Consider the following 510-nt stretch of genomic DNA (forward strand, 5'->3'; position numbering starts at 1 on the left):
GTGGGTGTTGGGTGTGGTTTACCTTGGCCTACTTTGGTTAAATCACGACGTCCTGTAGCGACTTTTTTTCTTGGTGGCTCAAAGAGTTGCGGCATATCTATCTGCAACCCCATAGCCAATTTCTGCATCGCTTGAAAGGTCGGAGAGATCTGTTCGTTCTCTATTTTACTGAGCGTAGAACGCGCCAAGCCTGTTCTTTGGCTTGCCTCTTCTAGCGTGATCCCTAGCTTACCGCGAATGTCTTTAATGCGCTGGCCAAGCCTAAGTGGTTCAATATTCTGGTCTAACGTTTCCTTCGCCAACGTTAGAGATGGGTACTCATCATAAATGTCTTCTGACATAGGTCCCTCACTAATTTTTTACTTCCTGTCTATTAATTTCATTGTTGCATAAAGCGCTTTGTTGATTAAAGAGCACACAGAGAAATAAAGCGTGCTCCCCGTAGCAAAACAAGAAAATCTGTTTCCTATTGGAAATTTTTGTTGAAAATTGATTTTAACGGAGCTATGT

The 510-nt window shown here is 42.7% G+C and carries 1 protein-coding gene; it reads right to left on the reverse strand.

Annotation, left to right across the window (positions count from 1 at the left end; translation table 11 throughout):
* Positions 1 to 341, reverse strand: a 341-nt coding sequence (locus AB4496_RS11440) for a helix-turn-helix domain-containing protein (RefSeq protein ID WP_372130998.1), incomplete at its 3' end; no start/stop codon positions are given.
* Between the last annotated feature and the right edge of the window lie 169 nt (positions 342 to 510).

The sequence above is a fragment of the Vibrio sp. 10N.222.46.A1 genome, from assembly GCF_041473595.1.
Classification (GTDB): domain Bacteria; phylum Pseudomonadota; class Gammaproteobacteria; order Enterobacterales; family Vibrionaceae; genus Vibrio; species Vibrio tasmaniensis_A.